This window comes from Streptomyces fildesensis (assembly GCF_016107395.1).
GTDB lineage: Bacteria > Actinomycetota > Actinomycetes > Streptomycetales > Streptomycetaceae > Actinacidiphila > Actinacidiphila fildesensis.
In genome coordinates this window covers 36,959-56,053 of record NZ_JAAIKO010000025.1, presented here as the reverse complement: position 1 = coordinate 56,053, position 19,095 = coordinate 36,959, and the positions used below count along the sequence as shown (strand labels likewise).

At 71.9% G+C, this 19,095-nt stretch carries 19 protein-coding genes and 1 tRNA gene; 12 read left to right on the top strand and 8 right to left on the bottom strand.

Going from position 1 to position 19,095, the window contains the following annotated elements:
• Complete coding sequence (locus C6N31_RS27105; protein ID WP_138354738.1) at positions 1-594, bottom strand: 5-formyltetrahydrofolate cyclo-ligase; 594 nt, start codon at positions 592-594, stop codon at positions 1-3.
• Positions 595-675: 81 nt separating this feature from the next.
• On the opposite strand from C6N31_RS27105, the gene galU reads away from it, so the two are divergent.
• From galU to C6N31_RS27070, 7 genes are all read left to right on the top strand, one after another.
• A complete protein-coding gene (galU, locus tag C6N31_RS27100; protein WP_164294387.1) occupies positions 676-1,584 on the top strand; it encodes a UTP--glucose-1-phosphate uridylyltransferase GalU in 909 nt (302 codons plus the stop codon).
• Positions 1,585-1,589: 5 nt separating this feature from the next.
• Entirely contained in the window at positions 1,590-2,873 is a 1,284-nt protein-coding gene (gene glp / locus C6N31_RS27095) for a molybdotransferase-like divisome protein Glp (protein WP_138354736.1), read from the top strand.
• 118 nt (positions 2,874-2,991) lie between these two features.
• Positions 2,992-3,474: a cyclic pyranopterin monophosphate synthase MoaC gene (gene moaC, locus C6N31_RS27090; RefSeq protein WP_138354735.1), complete on the top strand. Its 483-nt coding sequence runs from the start codon at positions 2,992-2,994 to the stop codon at positions 3,472-3,474.
• On the top strand, positions 3,471-3,977 hold the full coding sequence (locus C6N31_RS27085; RefSeq protein ID WP_164294389.1) for a MogA/MoaB family molybdenum cofactor biosynthesis protein: 507 nt from the start codon (positions 3,471-3,473) through the stop codon (positions 3,975-3,977). The genes moaC and C6N31_RS27085 overlap by 4 nt, the downstream gene beginning before the upstream one ends.
• A complete protein-coding gene (locus C6N31_RS27080) occupies positions 3,974-4,594 on the top strand; it encodes a GNAT family N-acetyltransferase (RefSeq protein ID WP_187145295.1) in 621 nt (206 codons plus the stop codon). The genes C6N31_RS27085 and C6N31_RS27080 overlap by 4 nt, the downstream gene beginning before the upstream one ends.
• 117 nt (positions 4,595-4,711) lie before the next feature.
• On the top strand, positions 4,712-5,758 hold the full coding sequence (sepX, locus tag C6N31_RS27075) for a divisome protein SepX/GlpR (protein WP_138354733.1): 1,047 nt from the start codon (positions 4,712-4,714) through the stop codon (positions 5,756-5,758).
• Positions 5,759-5,829: 71 nt separating this feature from the next.
• Positions 5,830-5,903, top strand: a tRNA-Ala gene (locus C6N31_RS27070).
• A 121-nt stretch (positions 5,904-6,024) separates the two neighbouring features.
• Here C6N31_RS27070 and C6N31_RS27065 read toward each other — a convergent pair.
• A complete protein-coding gene (locus C6N31_RS27065; RefSeq protein ID WP_164294391.1) occupies positions 6,025-7,059 on the bottom strand; it encodes a LacI family DNA-binding transcriptional regulator in 1,035 nt (344 codons plus the stop codon).
• Between the two features lie 180 nt (positions 7,060-7,239).
• Here C6N31_RS27065 and C6N31_RS27060 point away from each other — a divergent pair, with 180 nt between their 5' ends.
• From C6N31_RS27060 to C6N31_RS27050, 3 genes are all read left to right on the top strand, one after another.
• A complete protein-coding gene (locus C6N31_RS27060; protein ID WP_138354731.1) occupies positions 7,240-7,935 on the top strand; it encodes an alpha/beta fold hydrolase in 696 nt (231 codons plus the stop codon).
• Positions 7,936-8,121: 186 nt separating this feature from the next.
• Positions 8,122-8,718, top strand: a complete 597-nt coding sequence (locus C6N31_RS27055) for a TetR/AcrR family transcriptional regulator (protein ID WP_138354730.1) — start codon at positions 8,122-8,124, stop codon at positions 8,716-8,718.
• A 167-nt stretch (positions 8,719-8,885) separates the two neighbouring features.
• Complete coding sequence (locus C6N31_RS27050) at positions 8,886-11,138, top strand: MMPL family transporter (protein ID WP_138354729.1); 2,253 nt, start codon at positions 8,886-8,888, stop codon at positions 11,136-11,138.
• A 168-nt stretch (positions 11,139-11,306) separates the two neighbouring features.
• Here C6N31_RS27050 and C6N31_RS27045 read toward each other — a convergent pair whose 3' ends face one another.
• The gene (locus C6N31_RS27045; RefSeq protein ID WP_187144906.1) at positions 11,307-11,468 is read right to left on the bottom strand and encodes a hypothetical protein; all 162 of its coding nucleotides are present in this window, start codon (positions 11,466-11,468) and stop codon (positions 11,307-11,309) included.
• A 119-nt stretch (positions 11,469-11,587) separates the two neighbouring features.
• Between C6N31_RS27045 and yczR the strand changes: the two genes are divergently transcribed.
• The gene (gene yczR / locus C6N31_RS27040) at positions 11,588-13,120 is read left to right on the top strand and encodes a MocR-like transcription factor YczR (RefSeq protein WP_232485721.1); all 1,533 of its coding nucleotides are present in this window, start codon (positions 11,588-11,590) and stop codon (positions 13,118-13,120) included.
• Between the two features lie 35 nt (positions 13,121-13,155).
• Here the strand turns inward: yczR and C6N31_RS27035 are convergent, their stop codons facing one another.
• Together C6N31_RS27035 and C6N31_RS27030 are read right to left on the bottom strand one after the other, a co-directional pair.
• A complete protein-coding gene (locus tag C6N31_RS27035) occupies positions 13,156-13,656 on the bottom strand; it encodes a methylated-DNA--[protein]-cysteine S-methyltransferase (protein ID WP_198358461.1) in 501 nt (166 codons plus the stop codon).
• Positions 13,656-15,137, bottom strand: a complete 1,482-nt coding sequence (locus C6N31_RS27030) for an AlkA N-terminal domain-containing protein (protein ID WP_138354727.1) — start codon at positions 15,135-15,137, stop codon at positions 13,656-13,658. Before C6N31_RS27030 ends, C6N31_RS27035 begins: the two co-directional genes overlap by 1 nt.
• A gap of 152 nt (positions 15,138-15,289) precedes the next feature.
• Between C6N31_RS27030 and C6N31_RS27025 the strand changes: the two genes are divergently transcribed.
• Positions 15,290-16,126, top strand: a complete 837-nt coding sequence (locus C6N31_RS27025) for an isocitrate lyase/PEP mutase family protein (RefSeq protein ID WP_198358460.1) — start codon at positions 15,290-15,292, stop codon at positions 16,124-16,126.
• A 113-nt stretch (positions 16,127-16,239) separates the two neighbouring features.
• On the opposite strand, the gene C6N31_RS27020 is transcribed toward C6N31_RS27025, so the two are convergent.
• The 3 genes from C6N31_RS27020 to C6N31_RS27010 all read right to left on the bottom strand — a co-directional run bounded on the left by C6N31_RS27020 (position 16,240) and on the right by C6N31_RS27010 (position 19,087).
• A complete protein-coding gene (locus C6N31_RS27020) occupies positions 16,240-16,677 on the bottom strand; it encodes a (4Fe-4S)-binding protein (RefSeq protein ID WP_198358459.1) in 438 nt (145 codons plus the stop codon).
• Entirely contained in the window at positions 16,674-16,940 is a 267-nt protein-coding gene (locus C6N31_RS27015; protein WP_138354724.1) for a DUF2630 family protein, read from the bottom strand. The genes C6N31_RS27020 and C6N31_RS27015 overlap by 4 nt, the downstream gene beginning before the upstream one ends.
• Positions 16,941-17,038: 98 nt before the next feature.
• Positions 17,039-19,087, bottom strand: coding sequence for an MDR family MFS transporter (locus C6N31_RS27010; RefSeq protein ID WP_198358458.1), 2,049 nt, complete (start codon positions 19,085-19,087; stop codon positions 17,039-17,041).
• Between the last annotated feature and the right edge of the window lie 8 nt (positions 19,088-19,095).

The window sequence follows — 19,095 nt, the reverse complement described above, 5'->3', positions numbered from 1 at the left end:
TCAGGGGGTGAAGCGGTGGATCCCCTCGGGGGTGACCGCGAAGTGCACGGGGTGGTCGTGCGGTTCCCTCGGGACCCGGGCGACCACCTCGTTCGCGTAGAGCAGCACCATGAGGGCCGGCCGCCCGCCCGCCCGCTCCAGCCGGGCCAGCACGCGGTCGTACGAGCCCCCGCCGCGGCCCAGCCGCAGCCCGCGCCCGTCCACCGCGAGCCCCGGCAGCAGCACCACCCGGGCCCGCGTCACCGCGTCGGGTCCCAGGCGCGCGCCGGTCGGCTCGAACAGCCCCCGGTCCGTGCGCTCCAGCGCCTGCGGTCCCTCGTACTCCGCCCAGTCCAGGTCGTTATCGGCCATCAGTACGGGAAGCAGCACACGGGTGCCGGCGGCACGCAGCGCGTCGATCAGGTCGCGGGTGCCGGGTTCCGTGCCCATCGACACATAGGCGGCGACGGTGCCCGCCGCCCGGACCTCGGGCAGGTCAGCCACCCGGTCGGCCAGCGAGCGGGCCGCCGCCGCGCGCTCCTGCGGCGTCCGTCCGCGCCGGACGCCCAGCAACTCGGCGCGCAGCGCCCCCTTGGTGCCGTGGTTGTCGCTCATACCCCGCACTACCGCCGCCTATCAGCCGTTATCAACCGGAACTTCATCTTCACCTCACGCGCAGCGGTTATGGTGCACGGCATGACTCAAGCACGTACTCGGATCACCAAGGCCGTCATCCCGGCGGCGGGTCTCGGTACCCGGTTCCTGCCGGCCACCAAGGCCACGCCCAAGGAGATGCTGCCGGTCGTCGACAAGCCGGCGATCCAGTACGTGGTGGAGGAGGCGCGGGCGGCGAACCTCAGTGACGTGCTGATGATCACCGGGCGGAACAAGCGCGCGCTCGAGGACCACTTCGACCGGAACTACGAGCTGGAAGAGGCGCTGACCCGCAAGGGCGACGAGTCGCGGCTGGCGCGGGTGCGGGAGTCCAGCGACCTGGCCACGATGCACTACGTGCGACAGGGGGACCCGAAGGGTCTGGGGCACGCGGTGCTGTGCGCGGAGCCGCATGTGGGGGACCAGCCCTTCGCGGTGCTGCTGGGTGACGACCTGATCGACCCGCGGGACCCGCTGCTGTCACGCATGATCGACATCCAGGAGCGGTTCGGCGGCAGCGTCATCGCGCTGATGGAGGTCGACCCGGCGCAGATCCACCTGTACGGCTGCGCGGCGATCGTGCCCACCGCCGAGCACGACGTGGTGCGGGTGACGGACCTGGTCGAGAAGCCCGCGACGAACGAGGCACCGTCCTCGTACGCGATCATCGGCCGGTACGTGCTGGACCCGGCGGTGTTCGACGCGATCAAGAAGACGCCGCCCGGCCGCGGCGGGGAGATCCAGCTCACCGACGCGCTGCGGGAGATGTCCCACCGCGACGACGACGGCGGCCCGGTCCACGGCGTGGTCTTCACCGGGCGCCGCTACGACACCGGCGACCGCGCCGACTATCTGCGTGCCATTGTCAGACTCGCGTGCGAACGTGAAGACCTGGGCCCGGACTTCCGGACCTGGCTCCGCTCGTACGTGACTGAGGAGATGCAAGATTGAGCACCGTGGCTGACCGAATCTGGTCTGTCTCCGAGCACCTCGACAACATCCTCGGGCAGTTGTCCCCGCTGGAATCGATCGAGCTGCAACTCCTCGACGCCCAGGGCTGCGTCCTCGTCGAGGACGTCACCGTCCCCGTCGCGCTGCCGCCCTTCGACAACAGCGCGATGGACGGCTACGCGGTCCGCACCGCGGACACGGACGGGGCCACCGACGCGCACCCGGCGGTCCTGACCGTCATCGGGGATGTCGCGGCGGGCAGCGACCATCTGCCCACCGTCGGCCCCGGCCAGGCCGCCCGCATCATGACCGGCGCCCCGCTGCCGCCCGGCGCGGAGGCCGTCGTCCCCGTGGAGTGGACCGACGCCGGCACCGGCGGCGGACCGGCCACCACCATGCGGTCGCACAGCTCCGACCCGGCCGGCGCCAGCGGCGAGGTCCGGGTCCACCGTCCTGTCGAGGCGCGCCAGTACGTCAGGGCCCGCGGCAGCGACGTCGCCGCGGGGGAGCTGGCGCTGGCCGCCGGCACGATCCTCGGCCCGCCGCAGATCGGGCTGCTCGCCGCCATCGGCCGCGGCAGCGTCCGGGTGCGCCCGCGCCCCCGGGTCGTGGTGATGTCGACCGGCAGCGAGCTCGTACAGCCCGGCGAGGAGCTCAGCCCCGGCCGGATCCATGACTCCAACAGCTTCGCGCTGACCGCCGCCGCGCGGGACGCGGGCGCCATCGCGTACCGGGTCGGCGCCGTCGCCGATGACGTCGAGACACTGCGTGCCACCATCGAGGACCAGCTCATCCGGGCCGACATCATCGTCACCAGCGGTGGGGTGAGCGTCGGCGCGTACGACGTTGTCAAGGAGGCGCTCGCCTCGATCGAGGACGACGAGAGCCGTGTCGACTTCCGCAAGCTCGCCATGCAGCCCGGCAAGCCCCAGGGCTTCGGCCGGATCGGCCCCGACCGCATCCCGCTGCTGGCCCTGCCCGGCAACCCGGTCAGCGCGTATGTCTCCTTCGAGCTCTTCGTACGCCCCGCGATCCGCACGCTGATGGGCGCCGGCGCCGTGCACCGCGAGGTCGTGCGCGCGCTCTGCGACACGGCGATCGAGTCGTCGCCCGAGGGCAAGCGCCAGTTCCTCCGCGGCAAGTACGCGAACGGCACGGTGACCCCCGTCGGCGGCTCCGCGTCCCACCTGGTCAGATCGCTCGCGCACGCCAACGCGCTGATCGTCGTCCCGGAGGACACCACCTCCGTGGAGAAGGGCGCGGAGGTCGACGTGATCCGGCTGGACTAGGGCGTGGTGAAAAAGGTCCCGTGCGGTATCGACCGGGCCCTCCCGTTGAAGGCCCTGCGGCCCTTTTGATCCGCCCTCCCGGTACGGTGGCTGCCCAGAGGACCGGACCGGGAGAACGATGAGCAGCGCGCAAGAGCACCTCACCCACATCGACGAGGCCGGTGCGGCCCGGATGGTGGACGTCTCCGGCAAGGACGTCACCGCCCGCACGGCCCGCGCCACCGGCCGGGTACTCGTCGCCCCGCGCGTGATCGAGCTGCTGCGCGGTGAGGGCGTTCCCAAGGGCGACGCCCTCGCCACCGCGCGCATCGCGGGTATCATGGGCGCCAAGCGGACGCCGGACCTGATCCCGCTCTGCCATCCGCTCGCGCTGTCCGGGGTGACGCTCGACCTCGCCGTCACCGACGAGGCCGTGGAGATCGCCGCGACCGTGCGGACCACCGACCGCACCGGGGTCGAGATGGAGGCGCTCACCGCCGTCACCGTCGCGGCCCTGACCGTCATCGACATGGTCAAGGCCGTGGACAAGGCCGCCGTCATCACCGACGTGCGGGTCGAGACGAAGACCGGCGGCAAGTCCGGCGACTGGCAGCGGCCATGAGGGCGCTGGCGGTCACCGCGTCGAACCGCGCCGCCGCGGGTGTCTACGAGGACCGCGGCGGACCGCTGATCGTCGCTGCGCTGCGGGCTCTCGGCTTCGAGACCGACGGCCCGCGGGTGGTCCCGGACGGGGAGCCCGTCGGGCAGGCCCTGCGCGACGCAGTGGCGGCCTCCTACGACGTCGTCGTGACCACCGGTGGGACCGGGATCTCGCCCACCGACCGCACTCCGGAGGTCACCCGCGAGGTGCTGGACTACGAGATCCCCGGCATCGCCGAGGCGATCCGTGCCGCCGGGCGGGAGAAGGTGCCCACCGCGGTGCTGTCCCGTGGCGTCGCGGGCGTCGCCGGCGGCACCCTGGTGGTGAACCTTCCGGGCTCGACCGGTGGCGTCAAGGACGGCCTGGACGTGCTCGCCCCGCTCCTCGTCCACGCCGTCGACCAGATCCGCGGCGGCGACCACCCGCAATCCGGGCCCACCGGCCAGAAAAGAGGGGCGAGCTGAACGCGTCCTGGCCGGCCGAGCTGGTGGACGGTGACATCACCCTCCGCCCGATCCGGATGCGCGACCAGCGCTCCTGGCGCGAGGTCAACCGCCGCAACCGCGACTGGCTGCGGCCGTGGGAGGCCACCGTGCCGCCCGCGCCGCCCGGCCATGTCATCCAGCGCCCCACGTACCGTCAGATGGTGCGCCATCTGCGGTCGGAGGCGAACGCGGGCCGCATGCTGCCCTTCGTCATCGAGTACCAGGGGCGGCTGGCCGGTCAGTTGACCGTCGCCGGCGTCACCTGGGGCTCGATGTGCTCCGCCCATGTCGGCTACTGGGTCGACCGGTCGGTCGCCGGACGCGGCGTCATGCCGACCTCTGTCGCGCTCGCCGTCGACCACTGTTTCCGCCATGTCGGGCTGCACCGGGTCGAGGTGTGCATCCGGCCGGAGAACACCCCCAGCCGACGGGTGGTGGAAAAACTCGGATTTCGCGAAGAGGGTCCGCGCCCGCGCTATCTCCACATCGACGGTGCGTGGCGTGACCACTTGGTGTTCGCGTTGACGGCGGAGGAAGTGCCGGAGGGGCTGCTCAACCGATGGCGGCAGGCCAGGCCGGGAACGCCGCAGAAATAAAATAAATGTTCGAAAATGAACCCAATCACAAAAAAATCTCGGCATATCAGCCAGATCGTGCGACACACCGTGCGGAATTGCGTATGGCGTGTCTCCGTGGCACCTACCGTGTAATCCGTGAGCAGTAGTGGCCTCATCTACGCAGTCATCGTCGGGGCCTGGGCTGCCTACTTGGTGCCGATGTGGCTCCGTAGGCAGGATGAGCTCAACGAAGCGCGTCCGACGGAACGCTTCAGCACCGCCATCCGGCTGCTGTCCGGAAGGGCGGGGATGGAGCGTCGCGTCGCGAAAGCGCGCGATGAGAGCGATCAGCCCGCCGATGCACCGGACTCCGTCGACGACGTGGTGGACGTCCGGGGCCTCGCCGTGCCCGCGACCGAGATCAAACCCGCCCCGGCGGCCGTTCCGGCCCAGCAGTCCGCCCCGGCGCACCACCCCGTCCCCGCGCATCAGAAGGCGCAGCGTCCCGGCCCGGTGCACAACCCCCGGGCCAAGGTCCTCGCGCGCCGTCGCCGCACCACCACGCTCCTCTTCCTGGCCTTCACCGTCGGCGCGATCGTCGCCGCCGTGGGCGGCCTCGCGTTCCTGTGGGCGCCGGCGGCGCCCGCCGCGCTGCTGACCCTCTACATCGGCCATCTGCGCCGCCAGGAGCGCCGCCGCTTCGAGGTCAAGATCGACCAGCGCCGGGCCGCCGACGCCGCCGTGCGGCTGCGCGACCGCCCGCGCCCCCAGGCGGCCGACGAGCCGGACCTCGACGACGAGCCCGAGCCCGCCACCTCGCCGCGCACCGCGGACCGGCGGGCCCTGGTCGAGCAGACCGATCACGCGGAGTGGGTGGACCAGCAGCAGCGCGAGCAGCACGCGGCCCCCGACGACGGCTGGGACCCCGTACCGGTGCCGCTGCCCACGTACGTCACGGCGCCGGTCGCGCCCCGCACCCCGGGCGGCATCGACTTCACCGCGCCGGGCAACTGGAGCTCGGCACGCTCCGGCACCACGCCGGGCCACCCGCAGGCCACGCCGGCCCCGGCCGCGGCCCCCGAGCCGGAGCCGCAGCGCGAGCTCCCGCGCCCCACCACCGGCCGCCGCTCCCGCGACCGTTCCCGCACCCCCTTGTTCGACCAGTACGCCGACCCGGACCGGCCGCGCGCCGCCAACGAGTGAGCGATCGGTGACCAGCGAGGATCTCGTTAACAACCACCCCCGAGAGGGTGCTATCGTTTTCCTCGTTGCAAGGGCCTGTGGCGCAGTCTGGTAGCGCACCTCGTTCGCATCGAGGGGGTCTGGGGTTCAAATCCCCACAGGTCCACCGCAGCTCAAAGCCCCTGGCGGGGAAACCCGCCAGGGGCTTTTTGGTGTTCGGGGTGATTCCGGGGTCCTGCGGGGCGGCTGGGCGGGTCCGTGGGGCGCGTTCGTGGGGCGGGTGGGGGTCAGCCGGAGTCGCGGGCCGCTACGACGACACGGGTCAACTGGTGGGTCTCCGGGGCCGTTTCCGGCTCGCGGATGGCGCGGTCGACCAGGCCCACGATGCGGGCGGTGGGGATGGTGTCGAAGTGCACGCTGGTGAGGCGCGGGCGCAGCAGGCGGGCCAGGAGGAGGTCGTCGGCGCCGACGATCGCGAGGTCGCCGGGGATGGCCAGGCCGGCGTCCTGGAAGGCGCGCATCACGAGCATCGCGTACTCGTCGTTGTACGCGAAGAGGGAGTCGAGGCCGAGCCGGGGCCAGCGGGCGGCGAGTTCGGCCGCCGATTCCTCGGTGCAGTCCAGCGTGAGCGGCTCGACGTGGGTGCCGGTCTCGAGGGTGGCGGCCGCCCGGACGCCGGCGAGGCGGGGAACGCTGAAGAGGTCGAGGCCCGACTCGGTCGGCATGATGACGCCGATCCGGCGGCGGCCGCGCTCCAGCAGATGGGTGCCGGCGCGGGCGCCGAGCATCTCCTGGTCGAGGAGCAGGGCGTGCGCGCCCGCCACCGGCTGCATGCCGAGGGTGAGCACGGCGCGGGTGCCCGAGCGCTTGAGCAGCTCGACGGCGGACGGGGTCAGGCCGGTGCCCGGCAGGGCGAGGACGGCGGCCGGGCGCAGTTCCGCCCAGGCGCGCGCGGCCTGCTCGCCGGCGCCCGCGACGGGGCCGTGCCAGACGCTGGTGTAGCCGAGCTGGTGCAGAGCGCCCTGCAGTTCCATCAGGAAGTCGCCGAAGAGCGCGCCGATCCTGGGGATCGGGGTGGCCGGGGTGGTCAGCAGGACGAGGCCGGAGTGCCCGGCCCGCAGGGTGCGGGCTGCGGCGTGCGGCACATAGCCGAGCTCTTCCGCGGCGGCGCGCACCCGGTCCTGGGTCCGCGTGCTGACGCGGCCCGCGGCCTGGGCGTTCAGGACGTACGAGACGGTGGCGCGGGACACACCGGCGAGGCGCGCGACATCGGTGCTGGTCGGCGTGGCCGGGGGGCTCGTGGGCTCGGGTGACTGTGTCATTCCGCTCGGCATCTTTTCAGAGATCCGGTCTGGCCGAGAGTTCGGGGTGGATGCTACACATATAGTTACACGTGTCATGCGACGGGTGTCACCGCCCCGCGCCCGAAGATGGGACCGAACCCTCCGTCGGAGCCCCCGGCAGTCCGGCAGCACCCCAACAGCAGGAGAGGCATCAACACCATGAAGCTCAACACCCGCGAGTGGGGCACCGGCGACCGGATCGCGCTCCTGGTCCACGGCATCATGTCCGACCACCGCACCTGGCGCCGGGTCGGTCCCGCGCTCGCGGACCGGGGCTACCGCGTCATCGCCGTGGACCTGCGCGGTCACGGTGAGAGCCCGCGCGGCGAGTACAGCCCCGAGCTGTTCGCCGAGGACCTCGTCGAGACGCTGCCGGGCGGCGCGGAGCTGGCGGTCGGGCACTCGCTGGGCGGGCTGGCGCTGTCGCTCGCCGCCGAGCGCCTCGCCCCGGCGCGGGCCGTCTACTCCGACCCGGCCTGGGCCTCGGCGGACCCCGCTCAGCAGGTCGACCCGGCGATCTTCGTCCACTTCGCCCGGGCCACACGGGAGCAGATCGCCGGCCTGAACCCGCGCTGGGAGGAGGCGGACATCGAGGTGGAACTCGCCACCCTGGCGCTGTGGGACACCGACTCCGCCGCCTTCCTGGGCGGCCGGCCGCTGACCGGCTATCTGCCGCAGAAGCCCGCCGTCCCGTCGCTCGTGCAGCTCGCCGAGAACAGCTTCCTGATCGGCCCGGACGACGCGGGGCTGCTCAGCGAGCGCGGCTTCGGGATCCGTACGGTCGTGGGCGCCGGCCACACCATCCACCGCGACGACTTCGACGGGTTCTTCCGTTCGCTGGACGGCTGGATCTGAGCCGTCCGAAGTCCCTCCGGTCTTGGCGCGGCGGGCGGCAAACCGGGCGTAAAGGGCGGTCCGCCGGCCGTAAAGCCGGACAACGTGACCCACACCACCCATCGAAACGTTTCCGTTTCGATGGGTGGTGTTCTACTCTCTAGGAGTCAGCTGTACGAAACCGTTTCGTTTGGATGGAGGCCGAGGATGTCGACGGATGCCCCGGCACGCCGCACCAGGCTCACGCCCGAACGCGAGCAGGAGCTCTACGCCGCGGTGGTCGAGATGCTGCGGGAGGTGGGCTACGAGGCGCTCACCATGGACGCGATCGCCTCGCGCACCCGCTCCAGCAAGGCCACGCTCTACCGCCAGTGGAAGGGCAAGCCCGAACTGGTGGCGACCGCGCTGCGGCACACCAAGCCGGTGCGGATCGAGGACATCGACACCGGATCGGTGCGGGGCGACCTGCGCGAACTGGTGCGGTGCCATGACGCGACGGGCGACTCGAAGCGGGACAACGAACTGATGCGGGCGCTCGGACAGGCCGCACATCAGAATCCGGACCTCTTCCAGGCGTTGCGGCAACTGCTCATCGAACCGGAAATGGCCGCCTTCGACGGCATGTTGCAACGTGCCGTGGAACGTGGCGAACTGGCGGCCGACGTACCCGCCAGGCATTTCGTACCGCACATGCTGATCGGCGCCGCGATGGGGCGGCCGCTGATCGAGGGAGTCGAACCCGACCCCGAATTCGCCTTCCGATACATCGACGCGGTGGTACTCCCCGCCCTGCGTCTGACCTGATCCGACCGGTGGGATCAATCGCCTGATCCCACCGCCCGATCCACCGGAACAAGACCCCACCGGCACAAGATCACACCGGAACAAGGCCCCACCTGACACGCCGCTCTCGTCGTCGGGCAGGCACCGTACGCCCTTTTTTCCTCGACCTGACGGGAGCGCCGCGACTCGTGGCTACTTTCCTTTACAAACTCGGCCGGTTCGCCTTCAGGCGACGCTGGTATGTGGCCCTCACATGGGTGGCTCTGCTGGTACTCGCCGGAGTCGGCGCCGCCTCGGCCTCCACTTCCACGTCGAGCAGTTTCTCGATACCCGGCACGGAGGCCCAGAAGGCTTTCGACCTGATGGAGCAGCGCTTCCCGGACGCCAGCGCCAACGGTGCCTCCGCGCGGGTGGTGTTCACGGCCCCCGGTGGGCAGAAGGTGGACGTCGGCGCGCCGAAGGCCGCCGTCGAGAACGTCGTCAAGGAGCTGAAGACCGGCAAGCAGGTCAGCTCCGTCGCCGACCCCTTCGAGTCGAAGGCCGTCAGCAAGGACGGCAGCACCGCCTACGCGTCCGTGAAGTACAAGCTCACCTCGATGGAGCTGACCGACGCGGACCGCGAGGCGCTCAAGGACGCCGCGCAGCACGGCCGTGACGCCGGGCTCACCGTCGAGATCGGCGGTGACGCGCTGCAGGCGATGCCCGAGACCGGCGCCACCGAGATCATCGGTATCGGTATCTCCGCGGTCGTTCTGCTGGTCACCTTCGGGTCGCTGGTCGCCGCGGGACTGCCGCTGCTGACCGCGCTCATCGGCGTGGGCATCGGTGTCTCGTCGATCACCGCGCTCGCCAACGTCCTGGACCTGGGCAGCTCCACGTCCACCCTCGCGATGATGATCGGCCTCGCGGTCGGTATCGACTACGCGCTCTTCATCGTCTCGCGCTTCCGGCACGAACTCACCGAGGGCCGGGAACCGGAGGACGCTGCCGGTCGGGCCGTGGGCACCGCCGGATCCGCGGTGGTCTTCGCGGGCCTCACGGTGCTGATCGCCCTCGCGGGCCTCGCCGTCGTCAACATCCCGATGCTCACCAAGATGGGCCTCGCGGCGGCCGGCACGGTCGCCATCGCGGTCCTCATCGCTCTCACCCTGATCCCGGCGCTGCTCGGCTTCGCCAAGCACCGGGTGCTCGGCCGCAAGGTGCGCAAGGGCCTCAAGGGGATCAAGGACGACGCCTCCGACGGCGTCACGGGTGGGGCCGGTTCCGCCGCGAAGAAGCCCAACATGGGCACCCGCTGGGCCAGGTTCGTCCTGCGCCGCCCGATCTGGGTGCTGGTGGTGGGTGTGCTCGGCCTGGGCGCGATCGCCATCCCGGCGGCCAGCCTGGAGCTCGGCCTGCCGGACGACGGGTCGCAGCCCGTCAGCACCACGCAGCGCAAGGCGTACGACCTGCTGTCGGACGGCTTCGGCCCCGGCTTCAACGGCCCGCTGATGATCGCCGTGGACGCCGCGCACAGCGACGACCCGAAGGCCGCTCTCGACAAGATCTCCCGGACCATCTCCGGGATGGGAGACGTCGAGAAGGTCACCGAGCCCGCGTTCAACAAGGCCGGCGACACCGCGATGCTGACGGTCGTCCCGAAGTCCAAGCCCAGTGGCCTGGAGACCGAGGACCTGGTCCACACCATCCGCGGCCAGGCGGCCGGGCTGAAGTCCGAGACGGGCGCCGTGACGCTGGTCACCGGCACGACGGCCATGAACATCGATGTGTCGCAGAAGCTCAACGACGCGCTGCTGCCGTACCTGGCGCTCGTCGTCGGCCTGGCGTTCCTGCTGCTGATGGTGGTCTTCCGCTCGGTGCTGGTACCGCTGAAGGCGGCCCTCGGCTTCCTGCTCTCGGTGGTCGCGGCCCTCGGCGCCGTCGTCGCGGTCTTCCAGTGGGGCTGGCTCGCGAGCCTGCTCGGGGTCGAGCAGACCGGGCCGATCATGAGCATGATGCCGATCTTCATGATCGGTGTGGTGTTCGGTCTCGCGATGGACTACGAGGTCTTCCTCGTCACCCGGATGCGTGAGGCGTACGTGCACGGCGAGAAGCCGGGACAGGCGATCGTCACCGGCTTCACGCACGGCGCCCGGGTGGTCGCCGCGGCCGCGGTCATCATGATCAGCGTCTTCGCGGGCTTCATCGGCTCGTCGGAATCGATGATCAAGATGATGGGCTTCGGTCTCGCCATCGCCGTCGCGTTCGACGCGTTCGTGGTGCGTATGGCCGTCGTCCCGGCGGTCCTCGCCCTGCTCGGCAAGGCCGCCTGGTGGCTGCCGCGCTGGCTCGACCGGGCCCTGCCCAACGTCGATGTCGAGGGCGAGCAGCTCCAGAAGAACCTGGCGGCGCAGGCCGCCGGTTCCGCGCCCGAGCGGGCACCGGAGCCGAGCCGCGTCTGACGCGGCACACCAGCTGGGGCCGCCGGTTGGCGGAGAGCTCGACGGCGGCCCCATGACGCGCCCGCCCCGTGGGGACGGGGGGATGGCGCGCAGGACAGGGCCCGGCGAATCGCCGGGCCCTGTGTCGTACCCGCGGAGCCCCGTGTCCCCCGGGCACTGTGCCGCCGGCTACGTGCCGCGCGGCTGTCTCCTGGCCCGCACCAGGAGGCCGACCTGGCCGATCCAGCGGCGGAACGACCCGGGGAACGACCCGCCCGTACCGGTGGTGTTGCGCTGCTCGTGCCGGTGCTGGAGCTCCCGCTCATAGCTGTCGGTGAGGATCCTCGACATCCGGACATTCCCCCTCGTCATCGTGTTCCGGGCCTGTACCGCCCTTGCCACGGCGGGCCACTTGAACGATTCTTGGGGGGAATTGGCCTGCGGGGCAGGGCCATTCGCGGGAGATTGGCATGGCAGACATGGGGACCGTCCAGAGTGCGGGCACACCGCAGGCGTCGGCGCCGGGCTCGCCCACGAACGCGCCTTCCGGCATACCGCTGGGCAGCAGGCAGTTGGCCGCGCTGCTCCCCGATCTGACGGGTCCCGCGGCCGGGGACCGGCCCGTGTACCGGGGCCTGGCGCAGGCGATCCGCGCCCTCGTCCTGGACGGACGCATCTCGCTGCGCGTCAAACTGCCCGCGGAACGCGAGCTCGCGACGACCCTCGGGCTGAGCCGCGCCACCGTGACCGCCGCCTACGACCTGCTGCGCGAGAGCGGCTACGCCCAGAGCCGGCGCGGGTCCGGGACCTGGACGGTGCTTCCGGAAGGCCACCGGCACACCGGACTCGACCGGCTCTCCCGGCCGGAGAGCGCGATCGACCTCTCCAACGCCGTCGGCGGACTGCCCTCGGACGTGCTGACCGACGCGCTCGCCGAGATCGCGCCGCTCCTGGCGCAGCACGCGAACACCCCCGGATACCACCCCTACGGCCTGCCGGAGCTGCGCGCCGCCGTCGCCGACCGGTACACCCGCCGCGGACTGAGGACGCGGCCGGACCAGATCCTCATCACCTCCGGCGCCCTCCAGGCGCTGGGGCTGGCCGTCGGGATGCTCTGCGGTCCCGGCGACCGGGTGCTGGTGGAGAACCCCACCTACACCAACGCCCTCGACTCCATCCGCCGCGCGCGGCTGCGTACCGTGCCCGTCGCCGTCTCGGACGACGGCTGGGACATGGAGATCATCGAGGCGACCCTGCGCCAGGCGGTGCCGCGCCTCGCCTACATGATCCCGGACTTCCACAACCCGACCGGCAATCTCATGCCGCCCGCACAGCGGGCCGAACTGATCCGCGCCACCCAGCGGTCGTCGACGTGGCTCGTCGCCGACGAGACCATCACCGACCTCGCGATCGACGTGCCGCCGCCCGCGCCGTTCGCCTCCCACGCGGCACGCGGCGGCGCCGATCACGTCATCACCATCGGCTCGATGAGCAAGAGCCACTGGGGCGGGCTGCGGATCGGCTGGCTGCGTGCCACGCCGCGTCTCGTGACGGAACTCGCCGGCCTCCGGGTGTCGATGGACATGGCGGGTTCGGTGATCGACCAGCTCGTCGCGCTGCCGCTGCTGCGCCGCATGGACGAACTCGTCGCGGCCCGCGTCGCCGAGGCGCGCGACCGGCGTGCCGCGCTGGTCGCCGCACTCGTCCGCGACATCCCCGAGTGGAGCTGGCGGCTCCCGCCGGGCGGCCTGTCCCTGTGGGTGGACCTCGGCGAGCCGGTCGCCACGGCGCTGGCGGAACGGGCCGCCGGGTACGGGGTGCGGATCGAGGGCGGATCACGCTTCGGCGCGGAGCCGGGGACGTTCGAGCACCGGCTGCGGCTGCCGTTCACGCTGCCGGGCGGCACGCTGGACGAGGCCGTCCAGCGGGTCGCGCTGGCGATGGACGACGCGGCGGGCCGGCCGCTGGCGTCGGCGGTGAGCCGCCCGCACTGGATGGCCTGACCGGCCCCGCCGCCCGAGTCGGCGGGCGTCCGGGGTCAGAACAGCGCCGTCGGCTCGTGGGTGCCGTTCTCGAAGGCGAGGAGGTAGCGCTTGCGGTCGAGGCCGCCCCCGTAGCCGGTCAGGGAGCCGTCGGCGCCGACGACGCGGTGGCAGGGGACGATGATGCCGATCGGGTTCTTGCCGTTGGCGAGCCCGACCGCGCGGGAGGCGCCGGCGTTGCCGAGGAGGTCGGCGAGCTGCCCGTAGGAGCCGGTCTCGCCGTACGGGATGTCCCGCAGGGCGGACCAGACGCGCTGCTGGAACGGGGTGCCCAGCAGCGTCAAGGGGACGTCGAAGTCGGTCAGCTCCCCGGCGAAGTAGGCGGTGAGCTGCTCCTCGACGGCGCCGAAGGCGGAGTCGTCGCGGTCGCCGAAGGTCTCCTCGGCGGGGAGGTGCCGCTGCTGCGTCATGTACAGGCCGCAGAGGGTTCCGTCGAGGGCGACGAGGGTCAGCGGGCCGCAGGGGGAATCGGTCACGGTGTGGGTGCGGGTGGACATCACGCGGCTCCGTTCACGGGGAAGGTGTTGATGGCGTGGTCGCCGGTCGCCCACAGGTACTGGACGGCGTAGGCGCGCCACGGCGCCCAGGCGGCGGCATGGCGGGTGAGGGCGGCGGGGGTGGTGGGCAGTCCCAACTCCTTCGCGGCGAAGCGGATTCCGAGGTCGCTCGCCAGGAACGCGTCCGGGTCGCCGAGCGCGCGCATCGCGATCGACTCGACGGTCCACGGGCCGAACCCCGGCAGCGCGGAGAGCTGCGCGCGGGCGCGCTGCCAGTCGCTGCCGACGTCGAGGTCGAGTTCGCCACCGGCCAGGGCGGTGACCAGTGTGGTGAGGGTGGTGCGGCGGGTCCGCGGCATGGCGAGCGCCGCCGGGTCGAGGGCGGCCAGTGCCGCCGGGTCGGGGAACAGATGGGTCAGCCCCCCCGCCGGATCCTCGACGGGCTCGCCGTACGCCGTCACCAGCCGTCCGGCGTGCGTCCGCGCGGCGGCCGTCGAGATCTGCTGGCCGAGCACCGCGCGCACCGCGAACTCCGGCCCGTCCGCGACCCTCGGCACCCGGCGGCCCGGTGCCTTGGCGACCAGCGGTGCCAGCACCGGGTCCTTGCCCAGCTGCGCGTCGACCGCGACCGGGTCCGCGTCGAGGTCCAGCGTCCACCGGCAGCGGCTGATGGCGTGCGCCAGATCGCGCAGGTCCGTCAGGCGCAGCCGGCACGCGATGTGATCGGGCTGCGGGCGCAGGCTGACGATGCCGGGGCCGTGCGGCAGCCGCAGGGTGCGGCGGTACGCGCCGTCGCGCCACTCCTCGACGCCAGGCACCGCCGTCGCCGCCAGATGTCCGAAGAGGTTGTCCGGGCACAGCGGGGCCCGGAAGGGCAGCCGCAGCGACAGTTCGCCGGGTGTGGCGGCCGGGCGGCCCTTGGCGACGCGGGCGCGCAGTTCGGTGGGGGAGAGGGCGAAGACCTCGCGAACGGTGTCGTTGAAGGTGCGGATGCTGGAGAAGCCCGCCGCGAAGGCGGATTCCCCCATCGGCAGCGTCGTCGTCTCTATCAGCAGCCGGGCGGTCTGCGCGCGCTGTGCCCGCGCCAACGCCAGTGGCCCCGCGCCGAGTTCGGCGAGCAGCTGCCGCTCCACCTGCCGCGTGCTGTAGCCGAGCCGGGCGGCGAGCCCCGGGACGCCGTCCCGGTCGACGACGCCGTCCGCGATCAGCCGCATGGCCCGGGCCACGAGGTCCGCCCGCTCGTTCCACTGCGGCGAACCCGGGCTCGCGTCCGGCCGGCAGCGCTTGCAGGCCCGGAAGCCGGCCTGTTGCGCGGCCGCCGCGCTCGGGTAGAAGCTCATGTTCCTGACCTTGGGCGGCACCACGGGGCAGCTGGGCCGGCAGTAGATCCTGGTCGTCAGCACCGCGGTGAAGAACCATCCGTCGAACCGGGCGTCCTTCGACTGCACGGCTCGTACGCAGCGCTCGAAGTCGGTGTGCATGGCTCAAGCATCGCCCCGGGTCACGGCACCGGTCTAGCGAGAATCCGACATGTAGCTCGCGGGTAGCCCGGCCTCCGCACCGCGACGTGGATGTCGACGTCGATGTCGCAGAACTGCCGGACGATGTCACAGGGCGGTGATGGACTGTCCCCATGACTACGTCGAACCTCCGTGACAAGGCCCAGCTCCTCCACTCCCTGCACACCGCCGACCGGCCGCTCGCCCTCGCCAACGCCTGGGACGTCGCCAGCGCGCGGATCATCGAGGAGGCGGGGGCGGCCGCCGTCGCCACCACCAGCTGCGGCGTCGCCTGGAGCCTCGGCTACGCCGACGGTGACCGGCTGCCCCGCGAGCTGGCGCTCGCGCTCATCGGCCGGGTCGCGGCAGGGGTCGGCGTGCCGGTGTCCGCCGATATCGAGAGCGGTTTCGCGGACGACGCGGCCGGTGTCGCTGAGACCGTGCGCGGGGTGCTCGCCGCCGGGGCGGGCGGCATCAACATCGAGGACGCGCTCGTGAACGGGCCCGAGCCGCTGCGCACCCTCGCGGAGCAGGTGGAACGGATCGCCGCCGCCCGCAAGGCCGCGGACGAGGCGGGCGTCCCGCTCTTCATCAACGCGCGCACCGATGTCTACCTCGGTGCCGTCGGCGCGCCGGAGTCGCGGCTCGGGGTGGCGCTCGACCGTGCCGCCGCCTTCATCGAGGCGGGCGCGGACGGGATCTTCGTCCCCGGGGTGACCGATCTCGCGGTCGTCGCCGAACTGGCGAAGGGCATCGCCGCCCCGCTCAACATCCTCACAGGACCGGGCGGCCCGTCCGTCGCTGAACTCGGCGGCGCCGGAGCGGCGCGCGTCAGCATCGGCGGCCGGATGGCCGAGGCCGCGTACGGCGTGGTGCGGCAGGAGGCACGTGAGTTCCTGACGGACGGCACCTGCACCCCGGTGGTGGAGGGGCCCGGATACGGCGAGATGCAGGCGTTGTTCACGTCCTGAATCCTGGCCGGACAGGCCCTCGGGCCCGTGCGGAACGGCCCGTGTGGAACGGCCCGTGTGGAACGGCCCGTGTGGAACGGCCCGTGCGGAACGGGCCCGTGCGGAACGGACCGTCAGCCGGTGGCCGTTCCGCAGGGGCCGGTGCGGTCGCAGTACGGCGCGTGGCCCGTGGCGCCGCAGCCGCACAGGACGGCGCGGGTCTCGGTCCTGGCCTCGCCGTCCGTATGGATGACGAGGTCGCCGCGGATGGTGATGCCGCCGGAGGAGGAGCGGCTGATCTCGGTCGGGTGGGTCGGCTCCTCGGGGTGCCCGCCGTCGAGCCGGTACTGCAGCGCGCCCGAGGGGCAGCGCCGGATGACCTGCGCGACGAGATCGGCGGGAGCGCGGTCGGGCCGGATCCACGGGCGCTTGGCGGTGTCGAAGACCTCGGGGAGGCCGCGCACGCACTCACCGGAGTGCAGACAGCGGCCGGCCTCGAAGGTGACCGTGATGCCGTTCCCCGGATAGGCCTTCGCCCCCTCGGGAATCGGCACTTCGGCGCTTCCCGTCATGAGGTGTAGCCCTCCACGGTGATTTCCGACCGGACGGTGGCCTGGCCCGGGTCCTCGCCGGCCTCGCCCTTGGCGCGGCGCTGGCGCAGCAGGTCCCAGCACTGGTCGAGCTCGCGTTCCAGGGCGCCGAGCCTGGCCTGTTCGGTGGCCACGTCGATACTGCCGTCGGTCAGCTGCTCACGCAGGGCCTTCTCGTCCGCGACCATGGCCTTGATCCTGGAGAGGATCGCCTGTTCTGCCTTGGTGTCGTCGGGCTGGTCCATGGGGTGCCTCCTCAATGCGGCGATGCGGTGATCGGGCGGTGTGGTCATCAGGCGGTGCGGTGCTGCCGTGCCTGCGGCTCTTTCTCCACCTTCGCAGTTCACAGCGCGGTGCGCTCGAGATGCGCCTCCTCCTCGTCCAGGAGGCGGCGTGCGATGCCGTCGACGGCCCGGTCGAGGCGCGCCCGGTCGGCCGGATCCGCGACGTCCCAGTCGTCCAGGCGCTCGTCGAGCCAGCGGCGCCACGCTCCGGCGAGGAGGTCGATCTGCGCCCGGCCGGAGTCGGTGATGGCGAGCTGCTCGCCGTCGAAATCGGCGTAGCCGGCCTGGGCGATCCTGGAGAAGGCCGGTTCGAGGACCTCTCCGGGCATCCGGTGGGCCTTGGCGACGGTGCTGAGCCGGGCTCCGCCCTGGAGTTTGCCGCGCCAGTGGATCTGCCCGAGGGCCCAGGCCTGACCGGGGGTGAGGTGGCTGCCCGAGTCGGCGAGGATCCGCAGCGAGACCGGCTCCTCGGCCTTGGCCCGGCGCATCACGCGGGCGATGGAGCGCTCCAGCTGCCGGTCGGCGTCCGCGGAGTTGGGGGCGGCGAAGGCGTCACCCATGTCGGAGGCGCCGGCCCTGGCGCTGTCGCGCAGCGGCACCTCCTTGAGGAACCAGGCGACGACGAAGCCGACGAGGGCGACCGGTACGACCCACTGGAAGACGTAGTTCACGGTGTCGGCGTAGGCGTCGACGATATGGGTGATGCGGTCGGCGGGCAGCGCGTGCAGGGCGGCCGGGCTCTGTACGGCGGCGGGGCTGATGCCGGGCGACTGGGCGAAGGCCTTTTCGAGGTTGGGCCCGAGCTGGTTGCTGTAGAGCGTGCCGAAGATGGCGGTGCCGAAGGCGCTGCCCAGGGTCCGGAAGAACGTGACGCCCGAGGTCGCGGAGCCCAGCTCGTGGTAGGGCACGGTGTTCTGCACGGCGATGGTGAGCACCTGCATGGCCAGCCCGATACCGAGGCCGAGCACGAGCATGTAGAGGGATTCCAGCCAGACGCCGGTGGACGGGCCCATGGTGGACATCAGGTACAGGCCGATGGCCATGACGCCGGTGCCGACGATCGGGAAGATCCGGTACCGGCCGGTGCGGCTGACGACGATGCCGGAGAGCATCGAGGTGCCGAGCAGCCCGACGACCATGGGGAGCGTGCGGACGCCCGACATCGTCGCGGACACCCCGTCCACGTACTGCAGATACGTCGGCAGGTAGGTCAGAGCGCCCAGCATCGCGAAGCCGACGATGAAGCTCAGCACCGAGCAGATCGTGAAGACGGGGCTGCGGAACAGATGCATGGGGAGCATCGGTTCCTTGGCGTGCAGTTCCACGAAGACGAACGCGGTGAGCGCCGCGACGGAGCCGACGAAGAGGCCGATGATGGTCGCCGAGCCCCACGCGTACTCGTTGCCGCCCCACTCCAGGGCCAGCACGAGACCGGAGGCGCCGAGCGCCACCAGCACGATGCCCAGGTAGTCGATGGTGGGGCGGGTGGCGGCCTTGACCGAGGGGATCGTCCGCGCGGCCATCACGAGCATGACGACGGCGACGGGCACGTTGACGTAGAAGCACCAGCGCCAGGAGGCGTGGTCGGTGAAGAGCCCGCCGAGCGTCGGGCCGACCACGGTGGTGACGCCGAAGACCGCACCGAGCGCGCCCTGGTACTTGCCGCGTTCGCGCAGCGGGATGACGTCGGCGATCAGGGCCATCGCGGTCACCATCAGACCGCCGCCGCCGATGCCCTGGATCGCGCGGGCGAGGATCAGCATGCCCATGCCGTTGGCGGCGCCCGCGAGGACGGATCCGCCGACGAAGACGACCGCGCTGAGCTGGAAGACGATCTTTCGGCCGAACAGGTCACCGAACTTGCCGACGAGGACGGTGGAGACGGTTTCGGCCAGGAGGTACGCGGTCACCACCCAGGCCATGTGACCGGCGCCGCCGAGGTCCGCGACGATGGTCGGCAGGGCGGTGGAGACGATGGTCTGGTCGAGTGCCGCCAGCAGCATGCCGAGGACGATCGTCACGAAGACGACGTTGGTCTGGCGGCGGCTGAGCGAGGACGGGCCCGTGGGCGGTCCCGTCGCGGGTCCGGCCTCGGCGAGCGTGGTCATCGGGCCGG

What these genes read in the sequence shown, in the direction of transcription:
- C6N31_RS27105 (WP_138354738.1), bottom strand. Translation starts at nt 594, where the DNA reads ATGAGCGACAACCACGGCACCAAGGGGGCGCTGCGCGCCGAGTTGCTG.
- galU (WP_164294387.1), top strand. Translation starts at nt 676, where the DNA reads ATGACTCAAGCACGTACTCGGATCACCAAGGCCGTCATCCCGGCGGCG.
- moaC (WP_138354735.1), top strand. Translation starts at nt 2,992, where the DNA reads ATGAGCAGCGCGCAAGAGCACCTCACCCACATCGACGAGGCCGGTGCG.
- C6N31_RS27085 (WP_164294389.1), top strand. Translation starts at nt 3,471, where the DNA reads ATGAGGGCGCTGGCGGTCACCGCGTCGAACCGCGCCGCCGCGGGTGTC.
- C6N31_RS27065 (WP_164294391.1), bottom strand. Translation starts at nt 7,059, where the DNA reads ATGACACAGTCACCCGAGCCCACGAGCCCCCCGGCCACGCCGACCAGC.
- C6N31_RS27060 (WP_138354731.1), top strand. Translation starts at nt 7,240, where the DNA reads ATGAAGCTCAACACCCGCGAGTGGGGCACCGGCGACCGGATCGCGCTC.
- C6N31_RS27055 (WP_138354730.1), top strand. Translation starts at nt 8,122, where the DNA reads ATGTCGACGGATGCCCCGGCACGCCGCACCAGGCTCACGCCCGAACGC.
- C6N31_RS27045 (WP_187144906.1), bottom strand. Translation starts at nt 11,468, where the DNA reads ATGTCGAGGATCCTCACCGACAGCTATGAGCGGGAGCTCCAGCACCGG.
- yczR (WP_232485721.1), top strand. Translation starts at nt 11,588, where the DNA reads ATGGCAGACATGGGGACCGTCCAGAGTGCGGGCACACCGCAGGCGTCG.
- C6N31_RS27035 (WP_198358461.1), bottom strand. Translation starts at nt 13,656, where the DNA reads ATGTCCACCCGCACCCACACCGTGACCGATTCCCCCTGCGGCCCGCTG.
- C6N31_RS27030 (WP_138354727.1), bottom strand. Translation starts at nt 15,137, where the DNA reads ATGCACACCGACTTCGAGCGCTGCGTACGAGCCGTGCAGTCGAAGGAC.
- C6N31_RS27025 (WP_198358460.1), top strand. Translation starts at nt 15,290, where the DNA reads ATGACTACGTCGAACCTCCGTGACAAGGCCCAGCTCCTCCACTCCCTG.
- C6N31_RS27020 (WP_198358459.1), bottom strand. Translation starts at nt 16,677, where the DNA reads ATGACGGGAAGCGCCGAAGTGCCGATTCCCGAGGGGGCGAAGGCCTAT.
- C6N31_RS27015 (WP_138354724.1), bottom strand. Translation starts at nt 16,940, where the DNA reads ATGGACCAGCCCGACGACACCAAGGCAGAACAGGCGATCCTCTCCAGG.
- C6N31_RS27010 (WP_198358458.1), bottom strand. Translation starts at nt 19,087, where the DNA reads ATGACCACGCTCGCCGAGGCCGGACCCGCGACGGGACCGCCCACGGGC.